Below are 25,010 nucleotides of genomic sequence, written 5' to 3' on the forward strand. Positions count from 1 at the left end.
GCATGTTTCGATCCACCCCAAAATGGTTCTGGCTTGGCTGTGGCGCACTGGGGATCGGTACAGTCCTGGTCGTCCTCCTCAGCTCAGGCTGGCTCGGTTTTCGCCTCGTGCAACTTGAGTGGAAAACGCAAGGCAGCACAGACCTCAGATTTGTATCCGTTGATCTGGCGTTCGAGAACCAGTCAGACATCCAGGCAAAGTCGGGATCCCTGCCCTTCATGGCGGGCGTGGTCATCGATACTGATCGTGATATCTACGACGAGGTGTTCCTGGGAGGAGGCCGTGATCAACCGGATGCACTTTTCAGCTACAGCGCCTTGCTCGGGAGGTTTGTAAATCAGAGCGCAGATCATGATCTCTCAAAACCTTCAAGCGATGCAACAATGGGCGGCGTCTCCGTCGACGTCGACCGGGATGGATGGACCGATTTGATTCTTGCCCGCGAGAGCGGCGTCTGGTTGTATCTCAACTCCAGTGGCAGACTCGGTGATGGAAGAACCATTTTCAAGCCGGAAGCCGGCACCACCGCTCTTTCGGTGACACCTGGAGACGTCAATGCCGATGGGCATGTCGATCTCTACGTTTCCGGCTATATCAGCAATGATCGCGTCGAGGGTCAGACCATCTTCACGCGCCCTTACGGAGGCTACAGTTATCTGTTGCTGGGGGATGCGGCAGGCGACTTCACCGACGCAACGGAATTGTGGGGCCTACGCCGCCAGCACAACACGTTCACGGCCGTCCTGGCCGATATCGATGATGATGGTGACCCAGACCTGGTCGTTGCCCAGGACACAGGACATGTCGAAATCTGGAGAAACAACGACGCGCCGCCTTTCGAGCGGCTCGAAAGCCCATCCGTGAATTCCTATCCAATGGGGATCGCAGCAGGCGATTTTACCGGTGACGGCGCCCTCGATTTCTATTTCTCGAATGTCGGGAACACTCTGCCGTCCTCGCTTCTGCGCGGTGACTTGCCGAAATCAGCGCCATTCAATTCCAACTACATGCTGTTTGTCGGCAACGACCAGGGAGGCTTCAGCGACCATGCCGCTGAAATGAACGCCGCACGGTTGGGTTTCGGCTGGGGTGTGGTTGCGGCTGATTTCAATCTCGATGGCTGGGAAGACATCGCCGTCGCCCAGAATTACGCCAAGTTCGGACAACCGGCACTGATCCACCGCTATGCCGGAAAGATTCTGCAAAATACCCGGGGGCGCAAATTCAACCCGGTAGAGAAGCGCGCAGGCGTGGCCAATCGGCTATTTGCTATTTCCCCACTGGTCGGTGACTTTAACGGCGACGGCCTGCCCGATCTAATCTGGGCCAATCTCAAGGGGCCGGCCAGGGCTTTCCTCAATGCAACGCCCGACCGGCATGGTATACGCATTCGGCTCGACGACTCGGTTTCAGCCTATTCGGCCCGTATTGAGGTTCTTGTCGATGGTCGAACACTTGTCCGCCAGGCGGTACCGGCTCAGGGACTGTGTTCCGATAGCACGGCGGATATTTTCATCGGACTGGGCGATGCCGCGACCGCCGGGAGAATTACCCTCCGGTTTCCGGATGGCGAGGTACGCTCAGCAGAGCAAGTCGCGGCCAACACCGTCCTGGACTGGCGGGTCGATGCGCCATGACTTGTGTCGACACCAATCCTCGTCAAAACCTTGTCTGGTTCGGAATTGCCGGCCTTGTCGGCGCCCTGCTGACCGGGATCGGCGAAGGGGTCTTGCAACTTGTCCCGGGGGGCAATTACACAGACCCGGACTATGGATTTTTTCTGGATGTCAGTCGGGCAAGATTGACGTTTGGGCACTTCCTCAGCGTCTCGGCTGCCCCTCTCTATCTTGCCGGTTATTGGCACCTCACAGGTCATCTCCTGCCGCAAGCGCCCAAATGGCGTTTTGGAATTTTCGTATGTTGCGCCTGGGCGTTCATTCTCGCAACGGTCTGGATCGGTCAACGCGCGTTGATTGCTGAAACCGTGCAAGATCTCAGTTCGGACGGAGCCAGCCTGGATCTTCTGGTTCACCAGAGGTTGCTTCACGAGCCCTTGGTGAATGCACTTCGCTTCGTCATGGCGGCCTTTTCGATTATCTGGATACGGCGCATCCTTTCGGGAAAGACACGCTACCCGCGCTGGATGGCATTGTTCAGTCCGGCACTTTTGCTCGCTCTGATTTTTGGCCTATATGCCGCGGCGCCCGTGATCGGATGGCTGGTATTGCCGACGGCCATGAACACGTCACACGCCATACTTTTCACATTGTCCCTCCTCACGACGAGCCGGATTGAAGGACAATGACATCGCGGTTGTTTCTGGCCATTGTCGCCATGTTTGGACTGATTCCGGCAGCTTTGTTGACGGGAGAACATTTCTCGACGGGTACCGCTTGTCCTCTGATCGGACCGCTACCTGCCTGCCTTCTTGTCTTCGCTGGATATGGTCTCATTTTCTATTCCGCGATGGCATGGGGATGGAAGAGACATTTGGCGTTCCTGGCCGGATGGTTGCCTGTCGCTTTTCTTGCGTTTCTCGCGACGGTTCTCGAGATCGCCAACGGGCCCTTCTGTCCACGTGCATTTGGCTTTCTGCCACAGTGTTTCCTCTCCCTGCTGCTATCTGTGCTCATCGGAGCCGTCTGGGTGACCGGAATTCTGCGTCACCGCAAAGCCCGATACTTCGAAAGGTCAAGAAGATGAAACGCCTTTGCTTGCTAGCCCTGTGTGCTCTGCTGGGCGGTTGCGTCAGCGTCTACCCTGCAGCCGTTTCGCCGACGCCCTGGGAGACTTCAGGTGCAGCGGCGTCGCGGCCGGGAGACGGCGTGCCACAAAACACCTCGCAGATGCTTTATGTCACGGATCGCAACATGCTCGAGACCGAACAAGGCTTTGGTACCGACCGGTCGACCGCGATGGCTTTTGGCCATGTCAGGATTGACACCACCAATATGGGGCAGCGAGACTTCGACGCCTACATGTCGGGACACGCGATCAGCGACAAGCGACCGCGTTATGCCGCGACGCTGACTGATGAAATCGTTCGGTTTCCGGGAACGCCCCTGCCTTTTGCGATCGAGAAGGGCGTGCTCATCCGTGATAGAAGCGCAATGGCCGCCTACAAGGGCGCAGGCGCACAATTTCAAGCCGCACTCACGCAGGAGCTGGAAGACAACGACACCGGCAAAGTCATTCTCTATGTTCACGGCTTCAACAATACGTTCGATGATGGTGCGTTCAACCTGTTCGAACTCTGGTCAGCTGCCGGCAGGGCCGGCGTCCCGATACTGTTCAGCTGGCCGACGGGCGGGCACAAGGCATTGGGCTACTTCAGTGACACGCAAAGCGGTGACTTTTCAGTCTACCATCTGAAAGAAACGCTGCGACTCATCTCTGCAACAGGAGCGGTCGATGAGTTAGTTGTTGTTACGCACAGTCACGGCGCATCAATTGTGACGTCAGCCCTGCGGGAACTGTTGATCGAATCCCGAGGTGCTGGAGTATCGATGCGCGACACTTATCGGATCGACACTTTGATCATGGCTGCGCCAGACATCGATCTTGGCGTGATGGAGCAACGTCTTGTCGCCGAAGCCTTCGGCATCGGATTTGGCCAGATCGATGTCTATCTCAACCCAGGCGACAACGCGCTTGGTCTTGCTGGCTGGATATTTGGGTCGCCGCGATTTGGCGCAGCCCGGCCCGATCAATTGTCGCCTGAATCGCGGGCTGTTTTTCAGGGCGTCAAATCCGTTCACTTCATCATGGTCCAGGACGCCAATCAGTTTGATAGGCACAATTATTTTCGGCTACATCCAGGCGTCCTCGCAGACATCGCCGTCACACTCCGTACCGGCGCCCGTCCTGGCGACCGCGAGCGTGGGCTTGTACATATTGACCTGAATTTCTGGCAGATCGACCAGACCTACAGGCCAGGCCAGGCTGAGTCGGGACGATCCAGATCCGCTCTGCCTGCCCGGACTTACAGCAGCCATCCATCTGAAAGTCGCGCCTCAGGAGGGTCAAGCCATTGAGCCGCGACGTGCCTGGCGTCCTCACTCATCGCGCTCTCGAAGGGAACGTGCATATGCAAACCAGACCAGCCGCACCTGACACACAACTCGAGAATGAAATCCGGATAGGCGATCGCTCGATCGCGCTTGTAACAGCCATACTCCTGATCCTGATGGCGCTGGTATACGTGATGACCCCGGCGCCCGGTGATGCAAGTTCGAAAAGCTTGGATCCTGTCTGGCCGGCCATGTCTGCGCTCGCAATCCTATCGCTTTTCCGCATCTACATGTCACGTCGGCGACCGCTTCCGTCCTGGCTTTCATACATAACAATGGCTGGCGAATTTGCCGTCCTGTTCACTCTGATCGTCTGTTTTGAAGCCAAGTATGATCAGCCTCCTGCTTTTGTGCTGAAATCACCGACGGTCATCTGGCTCTTCGTTCTGATTGGCCTGCGAGCCCTGAGATTAGATCCCCTGGAGGTTCTCGCAGCCGGCGCAATGGCTGCCACCGGATGGACCGGCCTGACCCTGTGGGCTGTCTGGCAAAGTCCGCCGAGTGCAATAACGCACGACTTTGTGGCCTATATGTCCGGACCGTCCATTCTTGTCGGCGCCGAAGTCGAGAAAGTCCTCGCCATTCTCCTGTTCTCGTTCAGCCTCGCGATTGCGATGCGGCGAGGACAGCGCTTCATGGGGCGTGTGACTGATTATGCCAGCCAGCTCGTGCGCCTGCTGAAAAAGGAAAAGCGCCTTCTCGCAAAGCTCAGGCAGGAATCTGAAGAACGACAGCAGACAGCGCGTCAGCTGCATGATGCCTTGTACACAGATGCCCTGACAGGGCTGCCCAGCCGGCAGGCACTGAATGATGAACTCGATCAGCGGGCAAGGCAGCGCCCCTTTCGCCCGCTCCGGCTTGTTCTCGTTGATCTCTGCAGCTTCAGGCGTTTCAACGACACAATGGGCCGGGTTGCCGGGGATGCGCTGCTTGTGCGCGCGGCTCAGGACCTGCGTGGCGCGTCCCGGCCTTCGACATTCATCGCGCGGATCGCCGCAGACGAATTCGCGATTCTTGCGTCCGTGCACCCGGATGAATTGGAAGGCGAGGATATTCCGAGCCTTGGGAGTTTCGGCCGGTCGATTGACGCTGGCAGCTTCACGTTCTCAGGGGGGGCCAATTCCGGTGCCGCATGGGCGAGGGAGTCTCGGGATATCCCGATGCTGATGCACAATGCCAGCCTCGCCCTGAACGAGGCCAAGCGCCTCGGGCGCCAGAGGTCGGTTGACTTTGACAAGGGGCAACGCCAGCGCGCCGAGCGCCTTGCTCAGTTGGAATCCCACTTGCACACAGCCATCCGGAGCCGCCAGTTGTGGGTCGCCTACCAGCCGATCGTTTGCTTGTCGACCAATCTGCTCGCAGGTTGGGAGGCGCTGCTGCGCTGGACGCACCCTTTGCTGGGTCCGGTGCCGCCGGTCGATTTCATTCCGCTGCTTGAAGAATCTGGCCTGATCAACCAGGTCGGCCGCCGCATCCTGATCGTTGCGGCTGAAGACGCGCGCCGCATGTCGCTCGCGCTCGGCCGGAAAGACCTCTTCATGAGCGTCAACGTGTCCCCGTTTCAGCTCAACGAGCCCTCTACACTTGTGGGAGCCGTCCACAAGGCGCGTACGCGCTTTGCCCGGCTGAAACTGGAGCTCACCGAGAGTGGTGTGGCCGAGGATCCTGTCCGCGCCCGGTCGGTCCTGTCACAGTTGCGAGACGCCGGGGTTGAATTGTCACTGGACGATTTCGGCACCGGCATGTCGTCGCTGGCCCACCTTCAGCAATTCGAGTTCGACTATCTCAAGATCGACCGGGCCTTTGTCCAGAGTGACGAGGACGCCTTTATCAAGGGAATCCTGCTCCTTGCCGGCTCACTTGGGCTCGTCACGATTGCCGAGGGCATTGAAACAGATGCAGACCGGAAAAGGCTGCTTGAACTCGGAGCGCGGTATGGTCAGGGTTATTTCTGGGGCGCAGCAACGCCAGCAGCGGCATGGATCAACGGCGCGCCTTTTACTACCTTCCGCAAGGCAGCAGTCTGACATGGGCGAATTGACCGCCTGCCACCGCTTGAAGAGAGTTTGACGACATCATGCGCCCCATCCTGACCAGAGGTCTCATTGTCGCGATACTGGTCGGTTCGCTCCTGACCCTGATCAACCAGTTCGAACGGGTCGTGGCGGTTGAACCCCTGAACTGGTGGAAAATGGGCCTCAGCTATATTGTACCTTTCTGCGTGTCGGTCTTCAGCGCCATGGCTGTCGGCCCCAAGTCAGACTGACCCACGCGAGAACCGGTTCCACAGGCTCAAGAGACTTCGTCCCGGGCCAAACGTATCCGTTCTGCCATGTCCTTTACCGATGTGCCCTTCCCTATCCGGGACATCTCCTCCTGTGCCGCAATATCCATCAGGATCAGCTGGCCTGTCCGGATGCCGTCCAATGTGGCCCTTCGGATTGCAGGACCAATCCCCGCCTCATCAGCTGCTTTGAGCAGGGCGCCTTCATTCTTGTCTGTGAAGTCGAGCAAGACAAAGCTGACGCCAGTCCAGTCTTCGGAGGCTCGCACCGATTCAACCTTGGGATCGAGCACCTTGCAGCTCGGGCACCATTCCGCGAAGATCAGGACTGCCGCGACGCGATCGCCCTCCAGCACGTCGTGCCGGGCGGTCAGCTGACTCTCATATTTCTGCGTACAGGCGCAAAGACCAAACAGGGATAAACCAACAGCGGCAAAAAGATATGTCAGTTTCACGCGGGACTCCGCCAATCTTGCTTGAACATCACGGGATCCATAGCAGAGAAATAGCCAGTCAGACGTCACATGTCCTGACGATTGCGTGAGCACCTGCTGGCCGGCGCGGCGCAAAGCCTCCAGTCGTCGCACATGGGCAGCGACAAATTCTTCCTGCGGCAGGCGCAGCTATCGGTCCCGGTCCCATAGTCGGTCGACGCGACGAACACTCAACACAGTCTGATCTTCAAATGATTCTATCTCTGCCCCGGCCACGTCCAATCCAAAGGCCTGGCAGAGCTCAAGGCATACGTATTCGTTCGCAACGCCATCGGTCATGTCGATCTCGTTCTGGAGAATACCAATGGGCGGCTTCAGCATATGTGTTGTGGCAATCGGGCCTTCCGCCCTCATCCATATTCAAGAGCGCCGTCTTGTCCTGAGCACCAGCGATGGAGATGCGGAAGTCATTGTCGTCCGGATCCAGCCCGAGCGGGTTGACCTTGAGCTTGTGGATTATCTCGGCAATCTCCGCTTCTGTCAGCGGTCCACCCGCTACATAACCGGCCACACCGGGGCTTCGTCTTCTGAGTGAAATTGCAGAGTGCCTACGCAATCCCTGCCCGCGACTGCCAGCAAAGAGACTGCATCAGTCCCTTTGGCTCTGAGCCGCGCGGCCAAACTGGCCCGTACACGCGGGGCATCCTGGCAATCGGTTCTTGAAAACGTTTATGACAGGCGCGCCGCGATAGGTTTCATCTCGTATCGGCGGCGAAATTGACACTTGCATGGCTTGATCCCAACCGAGCCAGTCTGCATCATATGTAAAGCTGATCGCCCGGACGACGCCTGTACCAGGACGCCAACCCTACTTGCCTAGCAGGCTGCGAAGTAGTTTGCGCATTCGTTCGGGCTGAACAGACCGACGAGGCTTCCGATGGTGTTCCACAAGGCATCTACGGTGCGTTCGGCGGCCTTTCTCAAGAGGGCCTTCAGCTTGGCGAAGGCCTTTTCGATCGGGTTGAAGTCGGGGCTGTAGGGCGGCCGAAACACGAGTTCGGCCCCTACAGCCTTGATCAGTTCACGTGCTTTCGTCCCCTTATGGCTTGAGAGATTGTCCAGAATCACTGTGTCGCCGAGCTTGAGGGCCGGCGCGAGGAACTGCTCGACCCACGCGGTGAAGGCCTCGCCATTGATGGGCCCGTCGAAAACGCAGGGCGCGACCATCCCGCTGGTGCGAAGGCCTGCCACCAGCGTCGAGGTCTTCCAGTGCCCGAATGGCACGCTCATGCGCAGCCGCTCGCCACGCCGGCAGCGGCCATGGGTGCGTGCCATGTTCGTTGAGGCCCAGGTTTCATCGACGAACACCTGGCGGTCCGGATCAAGAACGGGCTGGGCTTCGAACCACGCCTCGCGCCGGATCAGGACGTCCGGACGGTCCTGTTCGCTCGCATGGCCGGTCTTTTTTTACGCGTGACGGCGTGGCGATCGAAGAACCGCCAGATTGTCGAGATCGCCGTATGAAAGCCGCGCGCCGACAGGGCGGTGCGTATCTCTTCAAGTGTGATGTCGCCACGCTCCTCCAACAGCGCGAAGATGAAATCGGCATGCTTTTCGATCCTGTGTGACGTGCGGTCGCCGCCCTGGGATTTGGGGCCTGGATCGCCGCGCTCGCGCCGGGCTTGGTCCCAGCGGATGACGCTCGATGCGCTCACGCCAAAGCGTTCTGCCGCAGCCCGGCGGCTCAATCCGGCATCGACCGCAGCCAACGCCCGAACTCTCAGATCAATCGAAAGCGGCTTCCCCATGACAGGCTGACCTCCTTCACCAGCCCCCATGGTGAATCAGAATCCGCCTGCCTTGGGAATCCCTAATGATTCAGGTCGCTCGGAAAACGCCCTAGCGGACTTCATCAGGGCCAGCGGTCGCATACGCCGCGCCAAAAGGTCGGACACATGACCGCATCCCGTCAGATCAACGTCCCTCAAGCTTTGCGCTCGCAGAACCCGGGCCGTCTACACATGACAGTACCGATCCGACCGACCTTAAACCCATCCAAGACGCTTACCATTGCGCCACCAATGCGGACGCTATTGCCTGGATCCGTGCGCAACGGCCTAAACCGAGCAAACTGACATCGACAAAGCAATTTTGATTATCAGGAATGAGCAATAGCTACATTCTGCGCAGCGTCGTCGCCACGTTTCGATCGCCTGAATGGCCAAAGGATTAGACGCTTAAGCACTCGGTAAAAGTTTACAACATCACCGGGGATCATAAAAACCGCAGGCACTACGACTAGCGTCAGGATCGTTGAAGAGGTCAACCCACCAATAAGGAGTGCGCCGAGGGCGTTCCGCCATTCCGCTCCATCAGACGTCGCCAATGCGACGGGCACCATGCCAAAAATTGCCGACAAGGCTGTCATGAGGACGGGGCGCAGACGTTCAGGGCACGCCTGAAGGATCGCGTCTCTTTCTGTCATGCCTTCCGCTATCAACTGGTTTGCCCGGTCGACGAGCAGAATGCCATTCTTCATGACGATCCCCATCAATCCAATGAGACCAATTTGTGCGAACAGGGAGGACTCCAGTCCAAAGTAATAGAGCCCTGCGAATGCCCCCGAAAAACTGAGGGGTGCCGTCACCATGATCACAAGCGGCTGAACGAAGGAATTGAACTGGCTGGCTAGTACCATGTAGAGCGCAATCAAGGCGAGCAACAATGCGAACCCGATCGCGCCAGCAGTTTCTTGCATACGTTCCGCCATGCCGCCCATCGAGTAGGCAACCTCTACGGGCGGCGGGTTGGCTTCAAGTAGCTCCAGCAGCGTGTCTGTCGCCTCCCCCAGTGAAACACCTGTTGCAGAACTCGCCAGCACTGAAATCTTCCGGGCTCGGTCTGATCGATCGATTTGCGAAGGACCGGAAGCGAACTGAACGCGTGATACGGCACCGATATCAACAAGGCGCCCATCAGCGCCGCGCACTTGTATTCGGCTAAAGTCCTGCACGCTTTCCCGCTGATCCTCCTCCAGCCGCAACCGCACGTCATAACGCTTTCCGTCCGCTTCAAAAGTGCCTGCATCAAGTCCGCCAAGGGCAATTCGGGCTGTCTCTGCCAGCGCACGAGCGGAGATACCCTGATCCCCGGCTCTCCGTCGATCAAACAGGATTTGTGCTTCCGGCCGACCGCTCTCAAAGCTTGTTCTTACATCGGCAAAATTGGGGTTGGCGCGCATCTCGCGCACAAGACTATCGGCATATTGCGCAAGGGAGTTGAGATCGGATCCTCTCAACAACAAGTCGATATCCGAACTGCCGGACGTCGTCCCGCCGACCCACGGGACTTCAAGAACGGATATTTTGACCGCCTCGGGCGATGCTATTCGGATGGCCTTGCGGGCTTTATCCATGATTTCGAACTGACCGGTTTGGCGGGCCTGTTTCGGGGTCAAAGATGCGTATAACTCAAGGACATGAATGTCGGCTTGCGCGCCGGATCCGACAGATATGAACACATCTTCAATATCTTCGATCTTGCGGAGTTCAGCATCGCTCTTTTGTGCTGCGTCGAGCGCGGCAACCATTCCAGTGCCAAGTGGCAGCTCAATTGAACCCTGAAACTCACTTCTGTCTGCGCGCGACGTGAAGCCTGAAGGTACGCGAGCGGCGTACCAGGCACCGGCAACAACTGAGGCGACCGCGATAAAAATGACAATAATGCGCAATCGGACCGCGAGCTTGACGAGCCCCGCATACGCCCGGTCAACGCTGTCCCAAAAGGCTTCCAGAGGTCGAAATAATGGCGAAACGCGACCCGATGCGAGGATGCGCGATGCAAGCATCGGCGTAAGTGTCAACGCAACAAGCAAAGAGACCGACACCGAAAGTACGATTGCCAGTCCATATTGGTAGAAGAAACGTCCGACGATGCCATCCATGAAAGCAATCGGAACAAAAACAGCAAGCGTGGCGGCAGTGCCTGCAAATACAGCAAGTCCCACTTTGCGTGTGCCGTCCAGCGCAGCTTGATGAGGCGACTTTCCCTTTTCAAGTTCTTTCATGATCGCTTCGACAACAACGATGGCGTCATCAACGAGCAACCCAATCGCAACCGTGAGCGCCAGAAGGGTCAGGACATTGATTGTGAAGCCGAGGAGGTAAAAACCAAAAAAGGTCGCCACGAGGGATGTCGGGATCGCCATGGCAACAATGATGGTCGCTCTGACTTTAAGGAGGAAAATAAAAGTCACTGCAACAACGAGCCCAATCGCGATCACCACGTCATGGGCCACATCCTCGATTGAACTCTCAATGAACTTCGACACGTCTCGTGTCGCGATAATGGTCACACCGGCGGGCGCAAGCTCACGCAATTCTTCTGTGGCGGCCTTCACATTGTGCGCGACCTCCACAGTATTTCGACCTGACTGCTTCCTGATATCAAGTGAGATACCTCGTCTGCCATTGAGCATCGCTGCAGAGCGCTCATCCTCAAGCCCATCCTCAACGCGTGCCACGTCGGAAATTCGGATTGTGACGCCGTTTTCGCGGTACGCGACAGGCAAATCCATGAAGCCGGTTGCATGGGTAACTTCGGCGACGGTTTTGACACCAAATTCTCGCGTGCCAGCAGCGGTTTCCAGCCGCCCACCGGGAAGCTCAGCGTGCTCGCTTTGTATTGCTTGACTCACATCGTCGGCAGTGACACCAAAGGCGCGCAGGCGTTCATTGTCGAGCCAGATGCGCACGGCGCGTTCACGACCTCCCACCAAATTCACAGCGCCCACACCATCGAGGCGTTGAAGACGTTCCTTGGCGACATCGTCTGCAAAGGCCGTCAGCTCAGCAATCGGTATATCGCCTGCAATCATAACGGAAATGATCGGTGCCGCATCCGGGTCGACCTTGTCCACGATTGGCGGGTCCATATCCGGTGGCAACTCTGCCAGGGCAAGCTGCACCTTGTCTCGCACATCCTGAACTTTTTCGCGGGCGTCCGAACTTAAATCGAACTCGATTAGAATTTGCGTGCGCCCTTCACTCGAAAAGGATTGCAGCGTCTCTATTCCATCGATTGTATTGATATACTCTTCCAGAATGTCGGTGACTTCCGACTCCATGGTTTCCGGAGATGCGCCGTCCAACACGGCCGTCACATTCACATAAGGAAATTCTACATCGGGGAACAAGTCAACGCCCAGGCGCCCTATCGACATATAGCCAAGACCAACTAATGATGCGATGATCATTACGGCGAATACGGCGCGACGGATCGATAGATCAACCAGCCACATCATGAGGATGAAGGCTCAATCTTCGCACCATCGTAAAGTGGCCCGGACGCGGTCACGATCACCTTGTCTTCGTCCGTCAGTCCACCCATAATTTCAACACGATCCGCGTCGATATCGGATACTTTGACAGGGCGTCGGTGCACCTGAGTGTCTGCGGCGATGTATACGTAGCGCGCATCGCCTGTGCCATGGACTGCTGACCGTGGCAGGACTGTGGCTGATCGCGGATCGACATCCACTTCTGCGCGCACCGATTGCCCGGCCTTGACACCGCAATCAGGGTTCACGAACGCCATGCGAAATTCAATCATGCGCGACGTTGGGTCCACGCGGTCGTTCAGAATAACAATCTCTGACTCTATCGGATCACTCCGGCCATCGACAAAAAGACGACCCGTCAAGCCGAGCCGCAAACGCGTGAGTTCAGCCTCAGGCGCAAACAATATCCCTGCCGCGATCCTGCATTCTTGCACTTGAACCACGGCAGAATTTCCCATTCCGGAAAATCTGTTCGCCATGAAGACGCCTTCATCAATATACCGCGCTGTTATGGAGCCATCAAACGGCGCCCGCACGATCGTATCTGTGAGCATTTGGTTTGCGGTTTCCACTTCCGTCTGCCTGAGACGCAAATTGGCTTTCGCCACTAATAGTCCGGTTTTGGCGTCATCAAAGACCACCTCGGCAACCACACCTTCGGGAGCGAGCGGCGCGTACCGGTTCACGAGCGTTTGGGCGCGGTCAACTTCAGCCGCAGCAACATCTTGCATAGCTTCAGCCTCGACAAGCCTCCGTTCAAAATCAACTTGACGCGTGCGAAAAAGCAGATCGCCCTTACTGACGCGGTCTCCGACACGCACGAAGATTCGGTCGACGACCCCTTCTGCCAACGCGCCAATATCGCTGGTCTGTTTGGCAGCAATCGTCCCAGAAGCTATCAGAGGTTCGACCAACATGGTCGTTTCTGCGGATACAGTTTCAACCAAAACGAGCGCCGTCTCGGCTTCAGACATCAAATCGTCTGCCGGCGCGGCAACCTGGACTTCAGGCTCCGTCTCTCGGCAACCCAGGAGCAGAACAGGCATAAAGCAGAGCGCAATCACCGGACGGATCATCATGAACGCCTTGGCATCTGATAAGCACCGCGTCCGCTCGAAAGCAGGGCTCCGTCTGCGTTCATAACCGAGGCTTCGGCGACTGAGAGTGTCGAGCCCAGACGGACAATCTTTCCCGTCGCAATAAGTGTTCCAGGTGTTGCAGGCTTGTGAAAATCAACCCTCAAGTCTGCGGTCGCGATTGGCATATTTCCTGCGGCCAGCAAGGCATAAAAGCCCGTCAGATCGATGAGCGCAGCGAGAACACCGCCGTGCGCAGATTGTGTGCGTGGATTGGAGACAACTTCGTCCCGCCAAGGCATTTCCAGCATGATCGTTCCGGTGTCCAGACTTACGGCGTTGAGTCCAAGCCAACGGTGAAACGGAGCCGCATCAAGCGCAGTCTGCACCTGGTCGAGAGTAAGCGATGAGGCATTCATGCAGGGGTTTCCTCTCGTATCTGACGCAGGAAGGACGCAACAGCTTCGGTAAACACATCATTCCGGTCTCCCGCCACCATGTGTCGCGCTCCGGCAACGTCGGTGAAGTGAGCTTGCGGAGCCAGTGATCGAAATGCCGTGACCGAGTCTTCCGAAACCAACTCGCTCATGCGGCCACGAATGAGATGAAGCGGTACGCGAATGTCTCGTACCGCTTGCTCCAAATCACCTGTGCGGGCAATAGCAGAGCGCCGCATTACGCCGGTGATGAAGGCGGGGTCCCAGTGCCATCGCCAGCGACCGTCATTATCTTGCCGCAAATTCTTGCGCAGCCCTTCCATATCTTTCGGCCGGGGACGATGCGGTAAATAGGTGGCAATCACATCGGCGGCCTGCTCCAGCGAGTCAAAGCCTTCTTCAATGTGAGCGCCCATAAACTCGACAACCTTGGCCACACCGGCGGCGTCCATATTCGGCGCAATGTCGACGAGTGTAACAGACGCAAATGCATTTCTTGACAGCACGCCCGCAGCAACGATGGCGGCAAGTCCTCCAAGCGAAGCACCGACGATGTGCGGCCGCCCGCCCCCACCTGCCACGCGTTCACCAACTTCAATAAGGTCTCTCGCTATGGCTTCGAGCGAATAATCTCCGTCAGCGGCCCAATCGCTTTCACCATGTCCGCGAAGATCCAACGCAATTGAGCGATACCCTTCAAATGCGAGCGCTTTGGCTGCGCCCCTCCAGGCGTGGCGGGTTTGCCCTCCACCATGCGCAAAAATTATCGGGGGTGCGGCAGGATCACCGAACGAACTCTGCGCCAGTTTCAGTCTATTTGCGTGAAGATACCCATCACTGTTGCTCAATATGTGTCTCCACTTTAGATATTTGTAAGTTTCCTATTGTTAAGTTACCTTACTGTTTTTGTAAACGGAGAATTCGATGGCGGTTTCCACACGATCGCACGGGACAGATATCAAAGAGGATCCAAGGATTGATTTCAGTTTCCTTCTTGGCGAGGTCACCCGCCTTTTGCGCGGAGCGTTCGATCATGAAATGGAAGCCATTGGTCTGACACGATCGCAATGGCATGTACTTGTTTATGTTCTGAAAATGGATGGTCCGACGCAGACTGCACTTGCAGAAGCGCTCGATATTGCGCGCCCATCAGTTGGAGCACTCATAGACCAGCTCGAGAACTCGGGCTATGTCTCGCGTGAGCGTGATGCCCATGACCGGCGCGTCTGGCGGATCATGCCAACCCAGTTGGCCAGCCAGCGCGCGGAAGCCTTTGCGCAGTCTGCCGAACGCGTTGCGACGCAAGTCTTTGCTTCCATAGAAGACCGAGATCTATCGGCGGCCATGGCTTTGCTCTCAACCCTCCGCGAGAACCTGATCTCTCCAACTCCCGACCGACTGGAAAAAGACGGGAATTGCTAGCGCGGATCGTGAGCCAAGTATCAAGTCTGGGTATCCGCGCTTTTCAAGTAACCCCAAAACGGGCTGCGAAAACTTCTTTTTCCACTCAGATTGTGCTGAAAAGTCAAAAATCGCAGTTCACACCGTATACGGATAGCTATAAGTCACTGTATCGGCTCAACAAAATTCTTCGAGAAATGTTCAAAATTAGTGATTTTCGATTTTGGGGACTTTTTCAACACAATCACTCACAAAGAGAATGTTGGTTCGCCTTTAGACGCCACCCCACAAGTTGACCTGGCGCATTGTCTCAATCTGCGATTACGGATATTATTCACGGAATTATCCCAGCACCAATAAGCCCGGAACTGTCTGCATTCATAGTGGTATTCGCCATGAATGCAGACAAGGCCCTGAACACCAGCGAACAATTCCGGCATTCGGCGGCAGAACGACGACCTGAATCGTCTTAAGCAAAGTCAGCGAAGCACCTAACGGTATTTCGCTGACTTTCAAATGTTAAACGAACCTACCTAGCCGCCTCAAGGTCAGTTACGCTTACATCAACGTCAGAAACGAAGACGGGCGGTTGCTCCGAAGGTCAGAGGTGGCGACAGGAACGCTCCAACAGCGGTTCCAGGCGCTGTTTGCGTGGCAGCATTGCCCTGGAGGGGCGTATCGAAAGCCAGCTCGTAATAGTCCTCGTCAAACAGGTTCTGCGCCCAAACCTCCAGCTCAAACGGTGAATTGTCGCTATAGAATGCCATCCTCGCATTGACCACGACCAAATCGTCAACTTCCTTGAGCGGATCGAGGTTCGACCCTGTATTATACCGTGAAGTGAATCGGCTCGACACATTGAATCTCGCATCCCAGTCGCTGATAAACGGGGTCTCATAAGTTGCGGCCAACGTTCCGGACCAGCGGGGCGCGAACGAAATCGTGCTTCCCGGCAGACGCGGGGGGGCAAAAAAGTCTACCGCTTCGAAATCGTCATACTGGGTTTCCGCATAGACGAGGCCGCCCTGAAGCGTCAGTCCTTCAAGCTGTTCAGGCAGGTATCGGATATCGAACTCAGCGCCCTTGGAAATCACACCGGGAACGGATGTCACGATGAAACTCGTACCGGTGAACGTGTTGAGCTGAAAGTCGCTATATTCCTGATAGAATATCGCACCATTGAAGAACAAGCTATTTGCCGCATTGTTGGTCTTGAAGCCGACCTCATACGCATCCACAGTTTCGGGATCGAAACCGGTGTCCAGATTCGGTTGAAACGGCGTGGGATCTGAGGGACCAAACTGGCTGCGGTCAAGGTTGAAACCACCGGCCTTGTAACCGCGCGAATAGGACGCGTAGGACATCAGATTTTCATTGACCCGATATGCCCCCTTCACTGTACCTGACAAATCGTCGTCAGAGCGATCCTGCGTGGATCTCACACCGACGAAGTTGTCGTTCGTCCAAGGCAAGCAAAGCGTTGGGGTCAACCCACCTGCAGCCCCAAATACAGTCAAGGCTGTGGCACAGCTACCTGCATTGCCATCAAAATTGGATTCCAGCGTCTTCTCATCGATCGTATAACGAAGGCCGACGGTCAGGTCGAACTGATCGGTCAAGCTGAACGTATTGTTCGTAAAGATCGCGTATGTGTCCGAAGATTGTTCATAAACGTCCGCAGTTGCATTGGCCTCACCCGTGTAAATGTTACCGGGCAGCGCAGCGAGATTGAACGCACCACCGCTCGCACCGAGCAGCAATTGCTGAAAGTAGAAAAAGTAATCATTGCCGTAACGGATGAAATCTGAACGGTCGAGAGTCTCATTTGCGTAGAAGGCACCCACCTGCCAGTCAATGTTGTCGGTGGCACCTGCGAACCGCAACTCCTGGCTGAAAGTCGCAAAAGCATCCACGGAAGTTTCATCATCACGATACCAAAGATCAGCCGCGCTGAAATCGGTATCTTGACCCGAGCCATTTTCCCAGTCGCGATACGATGTGATGGATGTCAGTTCACCGAATCCGGTCTGCCACTTGATATTGGCTGACACGCCCCAGTCTTCGGTCGTCTGCGTGGCGTCGCGGTTCGCAAAGGCGACGCGATCGAACGGATCGATCGGGAAAGCAGAGGCACCATCGCCGCCGGCCAACAGCGTAACCAGCGGGCCTCTGGCCGGGTCCACCGAGACATAGTCACCCATGCAACAATCTTCTTCCCGGTCAGTATAGTCAGCCGAGAGAAGGATTTCGAGGTCGCCCGAAGGCTCAAAAAGAAGCTGGCCTCGAAAGGAGTAGAAGTCATACTGACTCGTTTCGTCTTCGGTACGCGGACCATTGCCCGTCTTTACGTCGAGAAGACCGCCGCGCTCCTCATAGACCCCAAAAAGGCGACCGCTCACTGTTTCAGAAAGCGGTCCGGTAACTTCTGCAGAGGTGCGAAGGAAGCCTTCGTTGCCGATCCCGACCTCGAAGATAGACTCAAGCTCGTCAGACGGTTTCTTGGTAATGATATTTATAACGCCCGCAGAAGTCGACTTGCCAAACAAGGTGCCTTGCGGCCCTTTTAGCACTTCGATTCGCTCGATTTCGCCGAGATCTCCAAAGGAAACGCCATTCCTGGCGCGCGGAACCCCATCGATAACGACGCCGACGGAACTTTCGAGGCCAGGATTGTCTCCTACCGTGCCAATGCCGCGAATACGCGCCGTCGTATTTGCTTGCTTTGACGACGAAGTCACAAGCAGGCCGGGCGTAACGACCGTCAGATCTTTAATATCCTTAACGCCCGCATCACTGAGAAGTTCACCGGACAAAGCCGTCACAACGATCGGCACATCTTGCAGACTTTGCTCGCGCTTTTGCGCCGTAACTGTAATTGCGCCCAGACGACGTGTGGTCTCTGCGTTTTCGGTTGTCGATGTAGTACCCTGCTCGTCCACTTCAACTTGTGCATGAGCACCTGCGGCGAGCAGCAATGCCGCCAAAGATACCGAAGCAGTTGTCTTAGACAGCGTGTTAAAATAATGCACCTGGTTTCCTCCTTATGTTTATAGCGTACTGTATGCTATATTACTTTTCTGCGATGTGAATATTCATTTTGCCCACTGCCAGAAATCGTCGCAATGTGATGCAAATTTGCAATAGATGTAAGCGCTAGACCGAACGCGCGACAGTCGGCTCAATTCAAGGCAATCTCATTGACCCATATTTGTGAAGGCTCGGACGTCGGCAAGCATCTTGTCTTTTTGCATTGTCGCGGGAAGGGTGCGTGTTTACCAGCGTAACGGCCAAGGCGCGACGATTTGACGTCTCATCAGGAAGCGCGTTGCCAGCTGTCGCGACCGAACGAGGCATGGAGCACAGGTTTCGTCCACGTCCCACTCTACGACGGTTGCAAGATCAGAACCCTGAACATCATCGATGCCTTCACCAGACTTGTTCCAGCCATTGACTTTCGAGGGACGTACGCCGGTGCCGATATCGCTGAAACACTCGAACGGGTCTGCTCAAAACTTGAGCTATCCGGGTCGATCAGGGGCCGGACTTCACCTGGAAAGGTAGTCATCCCTGAAAATAAGCGACTTGAAAACTGGACTTCTCCGGCGTTGATTATCGACGGAGACGAGAATGAAGAAATCGCGATTCACAGACGCGCATATCCTTGCGAACTGGAGCTGAATTTGTAGATCAAGCCGAGGAAACGCCTGGTTCGGGAAGTTCCGGGCCCCTGGCGGTTCTGGAGCGGCCGAACGAAATGTGGTCGATGGACTTCATGGCCGACCAACTCGGCGATGGCTGGTCCTTCCGGACGCTAAATGTCCTCGAGGACTTTTACCGCGAAGGCCTTGGTATCGAAGTAGACTTCTCCCTGCCTGCAGCCCGTGTCGTTCGCATGCTTGAGCAAATCATTGAAGGGCTCGGAAAGCCGATGGGCATGCGCGTGGACAACGGGGCCGAAAAATATCAGTGGCAAGCTGCAGACCTGGGCAGCAAAGCGCGGCATTGGCATCTTCTGCATCCAGCCTGGCAAGCCGCAGCAGTATGCCTATGTCGAGCGCTACAATCGGACCGTTCGGCAGGAATGGCCAGGACGGTTCATCTTCAATGCGATCAAGAAGGTCAAGGAACACGCTACGCGGTGGCTCTGGATTTACAACAATCAGCGCCCGGACATGGGCATCGGCGGGATTACCCCGCCATGGAACTGAAACTTTCTGCGTAAAGTTCAGGAACCTGGCAGCTTAAAAATAGGATGATTACCGTTCACCACGCTCATTCCGCGCTTGGGATTAGCTTTTCAAGACATCGACGGAAATCTCTAAGATCTTTCTCGTCGAAATCCGCAAATAACTCAGCGGCCGCACGTCTTCCGGCCCGATCAATTTTGGACTGCCGGGAGACTGCCAATCTAGAAGGCACAACCCTCCACACACGACGATCATCGCTGTCCGCGACCCGGGATACATATCCACTTCGCTCCAACTGGTCTATCAGAGACCCGACAGAAGCTCGCCCCAGCTCCAATATCTCGGCTAACTCGGTTTGCGTAGGGTTAGAAAGCCGAAAAACATACAGCATCGCTCTCCATTGAGCCCGCGTGAGTTCCAAGGATGCCATATCCATATCAAATCGACGCCGAAGCACGCGCGTAACACGGCTTATCAGAAAAGCCAGCTCAACTCGCTCATCGCTCCAGAAATCATTGTCAGCGAATCTCAGAATTTTCTCTTGGGGCATTCCAACCAAACCTAGCCATGGTGTCAAAAGTTCACTCTGGCTTTGTGCAGCTCGAAATTCAACCGCTATATTCAAAGCAGGAAAAAAGTGCTGGCTAGATTAATCTAGCCAGCAAGTCTACCGAAACTGCGGAATGTAGGAGGAGGCCTTCCTGACGATGTGATACTTTCCTCACTTCGTCAGGGCGACTGGTTTGACATTCCACCGCTCAGACAAGCCGCAGGCACTCGTGCTACCGGCTGTTGCCAACCCTAATACACGAAATTTCCGCACGGGTCCATACTGTATGTAAGCAAACGGACTTTTGCCGACCCTTCATCGGCCTCCCGACGGCCCATTTGCTTGCATATGGTATGCATTCATACAATGTGACCTGATATCCATTTGGTCCCGCATTTGAATGGAGAGTCTGTCGCAACGGAGACAGACAATGCGCAAAAGCAAATTCACTAAGGAACAGATCATCGCGATCCTGGCTGAACAGGAACGAGGCGTGGCAACCGCAGACGTGTGCCGGCGTCATGGTGTCAGCTCGGCCAACTTCTATATCTATGGACGGCTCTCCCGGTGCAAGCGATTTGAGTCCTGATCGAACCGGTATTGGATGCCAACATCTACTGGCAACGACCCGCAACGTGACGGCATCGCCTGGTGCCCAGACGCACATGCCCTTGCGCTTCTCCACCATCCGGACATGCTTGCGCCGGGCGGCATGGCGAAGGGCCTGGACGACCTTGAAGACGACCGAATTGCGCAGCGTGGCATCCGTCGCGTCAAGTCGGCGCTCGATCATCACCCGCTCGGCGAGATCCCGGGTTGTGAGTTCGCCATCGACCTCAAGATGGCGCACACAGATGTCGGTGAACAGCCGGATCGACGCATTTATATGAGCCAGGTCGTGCTTCGCCTGCGCGATCTGAGCCTGGTACGCCGTGATCCGCCCGTGGATCTCGGCGCGCTTGTCCTTCACACACACCTTGGGTGTGCCTGCTCCTCCCAAAGGGAGAGAATGCTTCTGAGTGCAGTTAAAAAAGCTAATGGCTGATCGAGCATCAAATGGTGGCGCGCCTCAGGTACGGCGATTATCGGAATGTCACCGCCCCCCAGCTCGCGGATGTAGTCAGCCGAGTCCCTGGTAAAGAGCTGACTCTTTCCGCCATGAACGATGATCTTGCGGCCCGGCGCATTCACGAGTCGATGGCCGATTGTGAGCCATTCGTCGGACTTATTGCTTCGTCGGAATACCTCAGGTGAGAACTTCCATGTCCAACCGTCACCGTCGCGCCGCATTGAATGATACGCCATGTAATCTAGGAGGAACGGCTCGCCGACCGGCTGGGGCGGGGAAAGGACGTATCTTTTGCGCGCCTCTTCATAGCTCGCATAGGGCCGGTTGGGCTTGTCAGGATCACCTGATCCCGGGCTGGAGCGGCGATGGTTCCAGTATTGCTCCAGGAGCTCGGCTCGCATGACCATGAGATCGCAAATCACGACGCCGGAGAATGCATCGGGCGACAGGGTCACGGCTGTCAGCGCTGCGCCCGCGCCGAAACTGTGCGCGATGATGGTGGGTTTGTGGCCATCTGTAAACAGATCGAGTGCCTCGGCAATCTCATCAAACTCGCGCCCCCTTGCCGCGGGATCGGCTTGCCCGCGCATCTCCGTGTCGCCCATGCCGGCGAGATCGAACGCCACCACGTCGTAATCTTCCGCGAGAAACGGAGCGATGAAGGCAAAGCAACGGGCGTGGGAGAGAAAGCCATGTGTCATAAGCACTTTCGGCTTTTTCCGGTCGCCCCAGCGAAAGTAATGCGTCCTGGCACCGTCGATCTCAACATAACCTTCTTCGCGCGGCACCTTGAGGGCCGACACAAACCATTCCGGCAGATGCGAACCATCGCCGGCCCAGACAGGGTCGATGTCGTCGGGAAAATCTCCAATCTTGGACAATACGTTCATTTCGTTAAGTGTTCCTTGCTAGTGGGTTTGTCGATCACGAAGCCGCGATACTCCTCGTTCGCTACATCTTCGCAGAGTGCGACATAGCCAGACACGCTTGGAAAATTGATCAGTTGACGCTTCTTGCCCGGGATGTTTGCGCCCATGTACCAAGAATCCGCTTCGGGAAAGAGTGTCATCGCGCCTGCTTGGGCAACCATTTCGGTCCAGCCCGTTTCAGCTGCCGGATCGGCTTCGAAAAGATCGACACCATTTTCCCGCATCCAGACCAGAAAGTCGCAGATCCAGTCACCCTGTATCTCTGCGCTGGTCGGGCCGTTTGAGAAACCCGACGGGCTGAGTGGCCCGTATGCGAACAGCATATTGGGAAAGCCCGCTACTGCCATGCCCAGATAGGCGCGTACTCTGTCTTCCCACGCATGGGAAAGTGATAGGCTGTTCGTCCCCGTGATGTTCATATCGATCAGCCCGCCGCGCCCAGCATCGAAGCCGGTGGCGAAAACGATGAGGTCGCATTCCATCTCGCCGTCATCGGTCTCGATCGCGTGCGGCTTGACCCGGATGATCGGAGTTGCCTTGAGATCGACCAGCGCGACATTCTCCTGCGCGAAAATCTCGTAGTATCCCTGCTCGAGCGAAGGTCTCTTCGTGCCGAATGGATGCGGCGGTTCGGAAGGCGCGAGCAGCTCAACAAGGTTGGGGTTGACAATCCTTGCGCGAACCTTGTCGCGCCAGAAATCATAGGCGTGGCGGTTAGCTTCGCGATTGATAAGCAGGTCGGCGAAATTGTGATACCAGAACCTGAGGCCACCCTGTTGCCACAGATCTTCAAAGTGCGCGGTGCGCGCTTTCTCGTCAACTTCGAGCGCCGATACGTCTAGCGATTGGCATTCGAACCCTCCGCTCGTCTGCTTGCGCGTTTCGAAGATAGCAGCATAGCCCTTCTTGTCCCGTTCCTGGTCTTCTTCCGAAAGCTTCTTCTGCTGCATAGGCAGCGCCAGGATTGGTGTTCTTTGATAGAGGGTCAGCTTCGATGCGGACTTGGCCGCTTCTTGCGCGACTTGCACACCGCTTGCACCGGTGCCGATCAAGGCAACCTTACGTCCGCTGAGATCGACACCCTGCTGCGGCCAGCGCGCCGTGTGAAACCATTGGCCTTCGAAATCCTCAAGGCCGGGAAAATTGGGGACATACGGCTTTGATGCGAAACCAAGAGCGGGCAACAGGAACCGTGTCGAAACAGTTTTGTCGCTGTCGAGTTGCAGACGCCATTGCTTCGTCTCCTTCTCATAGTGCGCGCCTCTGACCCCTGACCCCATGCGCATCATGGGCCACAGGTCGAGCGTATCGCAAACATGCCGGAAATACGCCCTGAGCTCTTCCCAACCGGGAAATCGCTCGCTCCAGGCCCATGATTTCCACACTTCAGGTATCGAGAACTCGTAAAGCGGAACCTGTGAATCCACTCGTGCGCCTGGATAGCAATTCCAGTACCAGATGCCGCCGGGCTGGGCCGCAGCATCCACCAGCAACACGTTGAACCCAGCGTCACGCAACTTGTGGAGCAGGTAGATCCCGCTGAAGCCGGCACCGACGATTACAGCGTCGTAATCGGGAGAAACCCGATTGCTCACGATGCGACCGTCAAACGTTCGGCGATTGCTTTCGCCGTTGCATAGTCGGCCTTGCCGTTGGATGCACGCAGGGGTTTTTCCGTCGGATGTATGGCCTTGGGCGTTTTGTATCCTGCCAGCTGATCGCGCACATGGTCCTTGACGGCTTGCTCGTCGAACGGGACGTCGTGGTTGAGGTGGACGACGGCGGTGACGGCCTGGCCCCATTTTTCGTCCGTTACACCTACGACCAGCGCTTCACCGATGGCGGGATGGGTCTTGAGCACTTCCTCGACTTCTTCTGGGTATACCTTCTCGCCAGCAGTGTTGATGCATACGCTGCCGCGGCCTAGCAGGGTAAGGCTTCCATCGGCCTCTACCCGGCACCAGTCACCCGGAATCGAATAACGCACGCCATCGATTGTGCGGAATGTCTTGGCGGATTTTTCGGGATCTTTGTAATATCCCATGGGGATGGCCCCCTTGCGGGCGATAAAGCCAGGCACGCCGCTTCCTGGTTCGACTTTCTGGTCGTTTTCGTCGAAGACATCGCAGAATTCGCCAATCCCGAATTTCGCGGTGTTCGTACCGCCCTGTGCAGTCGTGACGGAGAGGCCGAAGCCGAGCCCTTCGGAGGCGCCGAAACTATCCATCAGCACGACCTGGGGAATGTGCTTGCATAGACCGGCCTTAATCTCCTTGCTCCACATCACGCCGGACGAGATGATGGAGACGAGGCTCCTGGTATCCCAGCGCCCCGCGTTTTCTTCGAGCGCGCGAAGCATTGGCTTAGCAAAGGCGTCGCCCACAATTGCGATGCTTTCCACCTGGTGCTTTTCGACCGTTTCCCACAATTCTGAAGCTTCGAAGGAAGGGGCCGTCAGCGTGACGATCGCGCCGCCCGACATGAGCGCACCTATCGCGGTGATGAAGCCCGTCCCGTGCATGAGCGGGCAGGAGGAGAGAGTGCGCCTGCCGGGCCCCTCTTTCTCGATCAGCGCAACATTTTCTTCCAGCGTCTGCGGAACCGGGCCAAGTAACTTCTGCGCGTCCAACTGGGCCTTGCGCATGTCGTCGTGCCGCCACATCACGCCTTTCGGCATCCCGGTCGTGCCGCCGGTATAGATGAAGAGCAAATCGTCGGGTGAGCGTTCGATGCCGAGCGCCGATCCGTCCCCTTTTCCCGCCAGCGTCTCATAGGGACTCGCAAAAGACGCGATTTCGGAAGGGTCGCCAATTTCGACGAAAGTGTGAACCTTCTCGAGCCTATCCTTGAGTTCGACGATACATTCGCGAAACTCCGAACTGTAAACAATCACTTCGCTGTCAGAATCTTGGAAAATGTAGAAAACTTCTTCGGCGCGGTAGCGGTAATTGATGTTCACATGGGTCAAGCGCCCCTTAAAACAAGCCGCCATCAGCTCGCCATATTCGGGGCGGTTGCGCATGTAGAAGGCCACCTTGGCACCATCGCACGCTCCGCGTTGACGCAACGCGCGCGCGATATTATTCGAGCGCGCGGACATTTCGGGCCAAGTGACGATCCGGTCGCCGTGTATCAGCGCCGGAGCGTCCTGAGGCATGGCGGGCTCGACTGCGTCGAGAATGTCACCGAGGTTCCAGTCGATCATGTTCCTTCTCCCTTCCGGACGGGACAGCCA

Annotated in this window: 21 protein-coding genes and 2 pseudogenes; 9 read left to right on the plus strand and 14 right to left on the minus strand. The window is 56.4% G+C overall.

Annotation, left to right across the window (positions count from 1 at the left end):
* The first annotated feature begins 2 nt into the window (after positions 1-2).
* From V7651_RS17375 to nrtS, 5 genes are all read left to right on the plus strand, one after another.
* Positions 3-1,637 (plus strand): CRTAC1 family protein, encoded by a 1,635-nt coding sequence (locus V7651_RS17375; RefSeq protein WP_051615538.1) that lies wholly within the window; start codon positions 3-5, stop codon positions 1,635-1,637.
* Positions 1,634-2,305 (plus strand): DUF6796 family protein, encoded by a 672-nt coding sequence (locus tag V7651_RS17380; RefSeq protein WP_034742399.1) that lies wholly within the window; start codon positions 1,634-1,636, stop codon positions 2,303-2,305. The genes V7651_RS17375 and V7651_RS17380 overlap by 4 nt, the downstream gene beginning before the upstream one ends.
* Before the next feature lie 172 nt (positions 2,306-2,477).
* Complete coding sequence (locus V7651_RS17385) at positions 2,478-4,034, plus strand: alpha/beta hydrolase (RefSeq protein ID WP_299949263.1); 1,557 nt, start codon at positions 2,478-2,480, stop codon at positions 4,032-4,034.
* Between the two features lie 53 nt (positions 4,035-4,087).
* On the plus strand, positions 4,088-6,097 hold the full coding sequence (locus tag V7651_RS17390; RefSeq protein ID WP_034742408.1) for a putative bifunctional diguanylate cyclase/phosphodiesterase: 2,010 nt from the start codon (positions 4,088-4,090) through the stop codon (positions 6,095-6,097).
* A gap of 50 nt (positions 6,098-6,147) precedes the next feature.
* The gene (nrtS, locus tag V7651_RS17395; RefSeq protein ID WP_034742410.1) at positions 6,148-6,336 is read left to right on the plus strand and encodes a nitrate/nitrite transporter NrtS; all 189 of its coding nucleotides are present in this window, start codon (positions 6,148-6,150) and stop codon (positions 6,334-6,336) included.
* 26 nt (positions 6,337-6,362) lie between these two features.
* Here nrtS and V7651_RS17400 read toward each other — a convergent pair whose 3' ends face one another.
* From V7651_RS17400 to V7651_RS17430, 9 genes are all read right to left on the minus strand, one after another.
* Positions 6,363-6,923, minus strand: a complete 561-nt coding sequence (locus V7651_RS17400) for a YbbN family protein (RefSeq protein ID WP_045693612.1) — start codon at positions 6,921-6,923, stop codon at positions 6,363-6,365.
* A 54-nt stretch (positions 6,924-6,977) separates the two neighbouring features.
* Positions 6,978-7,169, minus strand: a complete 192-nt coding sequence (locus tag V7651_RS17405; RefSeq protein WP_051615539.1) for a HipA domain-containing protein — start codon at positions 7,167-7,169, stop codon at positions 6,978-6,980.
* A gap of 174 nt (positions 7,170-7,343) precedes the next feature.
* On the minus strand, positions 7,344-7,469 hold the full coding sequence (locus V7651_RS18740; protein ID WP_418887178.1) for a hypothetical protein: 126 nt from the start codon (positions 7,467-7,469) through the stop codon (positions 7,344-7,346).
* Positions 7,438-7,623 carry a HipA N-terminal domain-containing protein gene (locus V7651_RS18745; protein WP_081812279.1) on the minus strand — a complete coding sequence of 62 codons (186 nt, stop codon included), beginning with the start codon at positions 7,621-7,623 and terminating at the stop codon, positions 7,438-7,440. Before V7651_RS18745 ends, V7651_RS18740 begins: the two co-directional genes overlap by 32 nt.
* Positions 7,624-7,664: 41 nt before the next feature.
* A protein-coding gene (locus V7651_RS17410) for an IS630 family transposase (protein WP_155839360.1) occupies positions 7,665-8,596 on the minus strand; the annotation gives its coding sequence in 2 pieces (ribosomal slippage) (positions 7,665-8,257 and positions 8,257-8,596; 933 coding nt in all).
* A gap of 350 nt (positions 8,597-8,946) precedes the next feature.
* Positions 8,947-12,090, minus strand: a complete 3,144-nt coding sequence (locus V7651_RS17415; RefSeq protein WP_081812280.1) for an efflux RND transporter permease subunit — start codon at positions 12,088-12,090, stop codon at positions 8,947-8,949.
* Complete coding sequence (locus V7651_RS17420) at positions 12,087-13,205, minus strand: efflux RND transporter periplasmic adaptor subunit (RefSeq protein ID WP_034742424.1); 1,119 nt, start codon at positions 13,203-13,205, stop codon at positions 12,087-12,089. The genes V7651_RS17415 and V7651_RS17420 overlap by 4 nt, the downstream gene beginning before the upstream one ends.
* Complete coding sequence (locus V7651_RS17425) at positions 13,202-13,621, minus strand: PaaI family thioesterase (RefSeq protein WP_034742427.1); 420 nt, start codon at positions 13,619-13,621, stop codon at positions 13,202-13,204. The genes V7651_RS17420 and V7651_RS17425 overlap by 4 nt, the downstream gene beginning before the upstream one ends.
* On the minus strand, positions 13,618-14,487 hold the full coding sequence (locus V7651_RS17430) for an alpha/beta fold hydrolase (RefSeq protein ID WP_034742430.1): 870 nt from the start codon (positions 14,485-14,487) through the stop codon (positions 13,618-13,620). The genes V7651_RS17425 and V7651_RS17430 overlap by 4 nt, the downstream gene beginning before the upstream one ends.
* 76 nt (positions 14,488-14,563) lie before the next feature.
* On the opposite strand from V7651_RS17430, the gene V7651_RS17435 reads away from it, so the two are divergent.
* Positions 14,564-15,061 (plus strand): MarR family winged helix-turn-helix transcriptional regulator, encoded by a 498-nt coding sequence (locus V7651_RS17435; RefSeq protein WP_051615541.1) that lies wholly within the window; start codon positions 14,564-14,566, stop codon positions 15,059-15,061.
* Between the two features lie 548 nt (positions 15,062-15,609).
* Here the strand turns inward: V7651_RS17435 and V7651_RS17440 are convergent.
* On the minus strand, positions 15,610-18,069 hold the full coding sequence (locus tag V7651_RS17440; RefSeq protein WP_034742432.1) for a TonB-dependent receptor: 2,460 nt from the start codon (positions 18,067-18,069) through the stop codon (positions 15,610-15,612).
* A 615-nt stretch (positions 18,070-18,684) separates the two neighbouring features.
* Between V7651_RS17440 and V7651_RS17445 the strand changes: the two are divergent.
* A pseudogene (locus tag V7651_RS17445) lies at positions 18,685-19,262 on the plus strand (integrase core domain-containing protein); the annotation flags it as partial.
* Between the two features lie 50 nt (positions 19,263-19,312).
* Here V7651_RS17445 and V7651_RS18750 read toward each other — a convergent pair.
* Entirely contained in the window at positions 19,313-19,777 is a 465-nt protein-coding gene (locus V7651_RS18750; protein ID WP_051615544.1) for a MarR family winged helix-turn-helix transcriptional regulator, read from the minus strand.
* A 430-nt stretch (positions 19,778-20,207) separates the two neighbouring features.
* Here V7651_RS18750 and V7651_RS17450 point away from each other — a divergent pair.
* Both V7651_RS17450 and V7651_RS17455 read left to right on the plus strand, forming a co-directional pair.
* Positions 20,208-20,324 (plus strand): annotated as a pseudogene (locus V7651_RS17450) (transposase); the annotation flags it as partial.
* A gap of 57 nt (positions 20,325-20,381) precedes the next feature.
* Positions 20,382-20,822 carry a hypothetical protein gene (locus tag V7651_RS17455; RefSeq protein ID WP_199286285.1) on the plus strand — a complete coding sequence of 147 codons (441 nt, stop codon included), beginning with the start codon at positions 20,382-20,384 and terminating at the stop codon, positions 20,820-20,822.
* Here the strand turns inward: V7651_RS17455 and V7651_RS17460 are convergent.
* From V7651_RS17460 to V7651_RS17470, 3 genes are read right to left on the minus strand one after another with little or no spacing between them, the layout of a single operon-like run.
* Positions 20,744-21,736: an alpha/beta fold hydrolase gene (locus tag V7651_RS17460; RefSeq protein WP_034742436.1), complete on the minus strand. Its 993-nt coding sequence runs from the start codon at positions 21,734-21,736 to the stop codon at positions 20,744-20,746. The two genes, V7651_RS17455 and V7651_RS17460, sit on opposite strands and share 79 nt — an antisense overlap.
* Complete coding sequence (locus tag V7651_RS17465; RefSeq protein ID WP_034742439.1) at positions 21,733-23,370, minus strand: flavin-containing monooxygenase; 1,638 nt, start codon at positions 23,368-23,370, stop codon at positions 21,733-21,735. Before V7651_RS17465 ends, V7651_RS17460 begins: the two co-directional genes overlap by 4 nt.
* Positions 23,367-24,980, minus strand: a complete 1,614-nt coding sequence (locus tag V7651_RS17470) for an acyl-CoA synthetase (RefSeq protein WP_034742442.1) — start codon at positions 24,978-24,980, stop codon at positions 23,367-23,369. The genes V7651_RS17465 and V7651_RS17470 overlap by 4 nt, the downstream gene beginning before the upstream one ends.
* Positions 24,981-25,010 lie beyond the last annotated feature (30 nt).

The organism is Hyphomonas oceanitis, assembly GCF_036964545.1.
GTDB classification, from domain to species: Bacteria; Pseudomonadota; Alphaproteobacteria; order Caulobacterales; family Hyphomonadaceae; genus Hyphomonas; species Hyphomonas oceanitis.

Coding starts and splice junctions, on each gene's coding strand:
- V7651_RS17375 (WP_051615538.1), top strand. CDS start 3: ATGTTTCGATCCACCCCAAAATGGTTCTGGCTTGGCTGTGGCGCACTG.
- V7651_RS17380 (WP_034742399.1), top strand. CDS start 1,634: ATGACTTGTGTCGACACCAATCCTCGTCAAAACCTTGTCTGGTTCGGA.
- V7651_RS17385 (WP_299949263.1), top strand. CDS start 2,478: ATGGAAGAGACATTTGGCGTTCCTGGCCGGATGGTTGCCTGTCGCTTT.
- V7651_RS17390 (WP_034742408.1), top strand. CDS start 4,088: ATGCAAACCAGACCAGCCGCACCTGACACACAACTCGAGAATGAAATC.
- nrtS (WP_034742410.1), top strand. CDS start 6,148: ATGCGCCCCATCCTGACCAGAGGTCTCATTGTCGCGATACTGGTCGGT.
- V7651_RS17405 (WP_051615539.1), bottom strand. CDS start 7,169: ATGCTGAAGCCGCCCATTGGTATTCTCCAGAACGAGATCGACATGACC.
- V7651_RS17415 (WP_081812280.1), bottom strand. CDS start 12,090: ATGATGTGGCTGGTTGATCTATCGATCCGTCGCGCCGTATTCGCCGTA.
- V7651_RS17420 (WP_034742424.1), bottom strand. CDS start 13,205: ATGATGATCCGTCCGGTGATTGCGCTCTGCTTTATGCCTGTTCTGCTC.
- V7651_RS17425 (WP_034742427.1), bottom strand. CDS start 13,621: ATGAATGCCTCATCGCTTACTCTCGACCAGGTGCAGACTGCGCTTGAT.
- V7651_RS17435 (WP_051615541.1), top strand. CDS start 14,564: ATGGCGGTTTCCACACGATCGCACGGGACAGATATCAAAGAGGATCCA.
- V7651_RS18750 (WP_051615544.1), bottom strand. CDS start 19,777: ATGCCCCAAGAGAAAATTCTGAGATTCGCTGACAATGATTTCTGGAGC.
- V7651_RS17455 (WP_199286285.1), top strand. CDS start 20,382: ATGCCAACATCTACTGGCAACGACCCGCAACGTGACGGCATCGCCTGG.
- V7651_RS17460 (WP_034742436.1), bottom strand. CDS start 21,736: ATGAACGTATTGTCCAAGATTGGAGATTTTCCCGACGACATCGACCCT.
- V7651_RS17470 (WP_034742442.1), bottom strand. CDS start 24,980: ATGATCGACTGGAACCTCGGTGACATTCTCGACGCAGTCGAGCCCGCC.